8 protein-coding genes are annotated in these 3,028 nt (G+C 36.8%); all 8 read left to right on the forward strand.

The annotated features are described in order from the left end of the window. The first annotated feature begins 120 nt into the window (after positions 1–120). The gene (locus DES48_RS15610) at positions 121–330 is read left to right on the forward strand and encodes a YqaI family protein (protein ID WP_113870220.1); all 210 of its coding nucleotides are present in this window, start codon (positions 121–123) and stop codon (positions 328–330) included. 93 nt (positions 331–423) lie between these two features. Then, the gene (locus tag DES48_RS15615; RefSeq protein WP_113870221.1) at positions 424–735 is read left to right on the forward strand and encodes a hypothetical protein; all 312 of its coding nucleotides are present in this window, start codon (positions 424–426) and stop codon (positions 733–735) included. A 4-nt stretch (positions 736–739) separates the two neighbouring features. After that, positions 740–904, forward strand: a complete 165-nt coding sequence (locus tag DES48_RS16050; protein WP_170126255.1) for a hypothetical protein — start codon at positions 740–742, stop codon at positions 902–904. After that, on the forward strand, positions 882–1,421 hold the full coding sequence (locus DES48_RS15620) for a host-nuclease inhibitor Gam family protein (RefSeq protein WP_113870222.1): 540 nt from the start codon (positions 882–884) through the stop codon (positions 1,419–1,421). Before DES48_RS16050 ends, DES48_RS15620 begins: the two co-directional genes overlap by 23 nt. Beyond that, positions 1,418–2,065 (forward strand): ERF family protein, encoded by a 648-nt coding sequence (locus DES48_RS15625; RefSeq protein WP_113870223.1) that lies wholly within the window; start codon positions 1,418–1,420, stop codon positions 2,063–2,065. The genes DES48_RS15620 and DES48_RS15625 overlap by 4 nt, the downstream gene beginning before the upstream one ends. A 4-nt stretch (positions 2,066–2,069) precedes the next feature. Then, complete coding sequence (locus DES48_RS15630) at positions 2,070–2,405, forward strand: HNH endonuclease (protein WP_113870224.1); 336 nt, start codon at positions 2,070–2,072, stop codon at positions 2,403–2,405. Then, positions 2,389–2,802, forward strand: coding sequence for a hypothetical protein (locus DES48_RS15635; protein WP_113870225.1), 414 nt, complete (start codon positions 2,389–2,391; stop codon positions 2,800–2,802). Before DES48_RS15630 ends, DES48_RS15635 begins: the two co-directional genes overlap by 17 nt. A gap of 4 nt (positions 2,803–2,806) precedes the next feature. After that, positions 2,807–2,974 carry a hypothetical protein gene (locus tag DES48_RS15640; protein WP_170126256.1) on the forward strand — a complete coding sequence of 56 codons (168 nt, stop codon included), beginning with the start codon at positions 2,807–2,809 and terminating at the stop codon, positions 2,972–2,974. Positions 2,975–3,028: the final 54 nt, after the last annotated feature.

Here is a 3,028-nt window from a genome sequence, read left to right on the forward strand (position 1 = left end):
CTAGCCAAACTATCAGTGCGGCTGCGGAAACAGTCGTTCATCGCCTAATTATGCATTACTCACATTTTGCAAGCGGTTGGCTACCGCAGAACTATCAATCTAGAAAAGGAGGTAAGGAAAATGGTCATGTTAGAACATCCATCAATTACACGAACGCTTAGGACAGGCTATCCGTATCCGGTTGATGAAGGTTATGAGGAATTTGATTTGTTTGGTGATCTAGTAACAATTAACGATGAAGTATTTGAAACGGAAGATGGCGACATTGTACTTGAAGTAAACATGGAAAGGTATTTGTCGGAGAACTTGGGGATTGAAAGAAGGCAATAAAAAACCGCCATCACAGGCGGTCAGTCGGTCAATTAATTAAATAGTCAACTTAATTATAGTTGATCGGCTGAACAAATGCAAGGGGCTGATTATTTGGAAAGAGAACATCTATTGAATGTTTTACAAAGCAATAAAAACATTAACTTAACAAAACACGAAGGAATGATCGACGGAAAATATAACAGGATTTTTGAATTTGAAGTACGAGGAAAAACTTATCAAATTGAGTGGTGGGTTAATGTTAGTTATTTGTCATTAGGAGAATTAACGGTCGTTTTTGATGACATATCAATAGACGGATGTTGGCCTAACCGGTTTAAAAATAATATTAATTTTCTCAACCAGAAAGAAACAATTGCAGTTTTACCTCTGGAAGAATATGCAAAAACAAATCAATGGGAGTGATAATGTGAATCAATTTGTTTGCTTATATAAACACGAATTACAACGTAATAATCCTAACGCATTTCAAAACATATACGACATTGCTTCTATGACAGGTAACAAACTAGATTTGCAACTTTTAAAACAAGCTAGGGAGGAATTAGAGCATGGAATTACAAGAGTATCTTGATCAAACGGAAGCTGTAGAACAAGAAGGTTTTAAAGTTGATGATGAACAGAAAGCGAATTGGGCTTTACGTAAGATTGCTCAATTCCAGAAACAACAAAAACAGAACAATGAACTGGCAACTATTGAAATAAGCAAAATTGAGGATTGGAATAAGTCAGAAAACGAACGATTGCAACAAAGTATCGACTTCTTTCAAGGGCACTTGGCAGCGTTCGCTATGGAACAACGCGAGAAGGATGCAAAGTTTAAATCATTGAAATTGCCTAACGGTCGCATTGGTTTTAGAAAAAAACAAGCTAAATGGAATTACGATGATGATCAAGTAATCGAATCATTGAAAAAAGCCGAAATGACTGACTTTATCAACATTACAGAAAAACCGAATAAATCACAAATTAAAAAATCTTTCGAGGTTATGAACGGGAAAGTTGTTAATCCCGATACAGGTGAATTTATTGACGGAATTACCGTTGATGAACCGGGAGAGGACTTTACTGTGAAGGTGGATGAATCATGATATTTTCTGAATCTAATACAAAAATAGCGCCCGCATTAGCTAAAGCTTGGTCAGAATTAGAAAATCCAAAACATAATTCGAGTGTAAAAGTAAACACCAAGAGTGGAAGTTCTTACACATTCGATTATACAGATTTAGGCGGAATATTAGATGAAGCTAAACGTGTTTACAAAGAAAACGATTTAGTTATTGTACAGAACGCTTATACAAATGTTTTAGATGGAAAGCAATTTGTTTCTGTTGAAACTATGATACTTCATTCCAGTGGTGAATTTGTAAAAAGCGAACCATTGCAAATGCAAGCTAGTACAAGTATCCAAGATATGGGCGGACAGGTAACTTATATGAAGAGATATAGCTTATCGGCAATGTTAGGTATAGCAACAGAAAAAGACGATGATGCGAACGGAGCCAGTGGCAATGATTATGAACAAACAAGCAAGCAAACAAAACAAGCTTCTAGTAAACAAGTTGGACTAATTAAAATGCAAGTTAAGAAAATTGCATCTGCTAAATCAAAGAACGATGAAGATATTTACCAAGCATTAAAGGTTAGCGATGTAACCAAACTTACATCAAATCAAGCTAGTAAAGCTATCACAACGCTAAACAAATGGGTTGAACAACTACAAGAGGGAGCGTAATAAAATGCCCGCCGTCCCTAAACCAAATCATAAACGAAGCAAACCCAAAAGAGGTAACACATCTAAGATTACAAACAAAGTACGTGACGAGGTTTTACAAAGAAGCGAGGGCAAATGTGAACGATGCGGAAGAACAAGCGCATATGCCTTTGAAATGGCTCATTTAGTACAAGCTTCACAAGGAGGTAGTGGCGATGATCCTGCAAATGTCGCCCTCTTATGTGGACCATCCGTAAACACAGGAACTTGTCATAACTTTGCTGATTATACTGCAAAAGGTCGAGAATGGCGCATGAACAAGCGAAAAGAGTTGATTGGATACTATGAACGACAAGATTGAAAAGCGAGCAGAACAATTAACGAAGATATTTAGCGATATAAAACAACTAGACAACAACGAACTATCTCATTTATACGAACTAGTCAGCTTGCATAACGAAGCGTTGTTTATTGTAGGTGATTTATCTAGCGAAGCATTAAACGTCAGAGATACAGCTTATTTAGATCGTAAGAGAATATTTGCAGAATGTATCTTAAACGAGACTGGAACGGTAGCTGTTAAAGAAGCGAAGGCGGAATTAACTATAACTAAGCTACGCGAACAAGAAAAGGACGCTAATGCGATGCATAACAAGTACAAACACATGTATGAATCATTACATCATAGATTGATAGATTTACGACAGAAACGCAACAAGCTAGAGGATGAGCTAAGAACGATAAATGACAAAGGTTGATCGCATGAAGCAGATCAAAGAACACATACCACATTGCTACACATGGTTAGCAAACGGTAACAAAGCATTATTTAAACGGTACGTTGCTTCTTATATAGAACGTAACGTACCAGGATATAAGTTGCTAAGGGTTGAGGATAAGGGAACGGTTGCGGTTTGTATTAAAAAGTAGCGTAAAAAAGGATGGTGAACATGGGTACTTGGTTCAAAGTCGATAGAGATATAT

The organism is Paraliobacillus ryukyuensis, assembly GCF_003315295.1.
GTDB lineage: Bacteria > Bacillota > Bacilli > Bacillales > Amphibacillaceae > Paraliobacillus > Paraliobacillus ryukyuensis.